Raw genomic sequence first — 957 nt, forward strand, 5'->3', positions numbered from 1 at the left:
GTGCTTTGGCTTAAGTCTTCTATTTGCTGTAGCTCCGAGCGCTGGTTAAATGCCTGTGCCAATGAGCTCATAGAAGCTTGCAACTGCTGAATTTGTTGCTCTAGCCCGGTGGGGTCAAACGGTGCTGGTATTGGCGGCAGTGCTGAAACCTGCTCTTGCAGTTGGGCGGTGCTTTGGCTTAAGTCTTCTATTTGCTGTAGCTCCGAGCGCTGCTTAAATGCCTCTGTCAATGAGCTCATAGAAGCTTGCAACTGCTTAATTTTCTGGTTAAAGTCTTCGATTTCCTGCTTGGTGGCACTCTGGCTGGTAATCTGTTTTGTGTGGATAAGTGCTGTTTTCAGTTCCTCAATCTGTTGTTCCAGGTTAGTGGGGTCAAAGGGTGCTGGTATTGGGACAGCAGACAGAGTTTCAACTGAGGTGCGTACCGATTGCATCTGTGCTGACAGTTGCTGATTTACGTGTGTGACGCGAGTGCCCATTTCAGACGAGACAGCAGTTATATTCTCCTGTAACGCCTGCTCAAATCGGCGTCGGTTGATCAGGCTCAGCGAGAGGGCTAAACTCAGGGGCGCAGCCGCATAGATCAGCTGCTCGGAAAAAACTGCAAATACCGACCCAGCGACAGAACCCGCTACAGAGACAGTTTCTGTTATTTCCAACCCATTGCGGTTAGTGGAGTCTTTCATTCGCTACACCCTTAGTGTTTTCTTTACCTATGATAGAAAACTTAACATGTCCGCAGTCCCAGAAGAGTTGCGGAGTTTTTATAGCAAAATTTCATCCATTTTATATAATAGTGGCTTGTCTTGTGCTTGGGCAAGGAGTCCGAAAATTAAGGAAGACGTTAAAGCAGTGCCTAAGCACCCTACTTAATCTTTTCTAAGCTGTCGCAGAATCTCCCGTACCTCTTAAGAAACACATTCCGTCGCCGTAGATTGAGCAACGAGATTAAAGCCT

1 pseudogene is annotated in these 957 nt (G+C 47.2%); it reads right to left on the minus strand.

The annotated features are described in order from the left end of the window. Positions 1 to 686, minus strand: a pseudogene (locus tag ACM0OZ_RS49015) (hypothetical protein); the annotation flags it as partial. Positions 687 to 957 lie beyond the last annotated feature (271 nt).

This window comes from Scytonema sp. PCC 10023 (assembly GCF_963920835.1).
GTDB lineage: Bacteria > Cyanobacteriota > Cyanobacteriia > Cyanobacteriales > Nostocaceae > Kalymmatonema.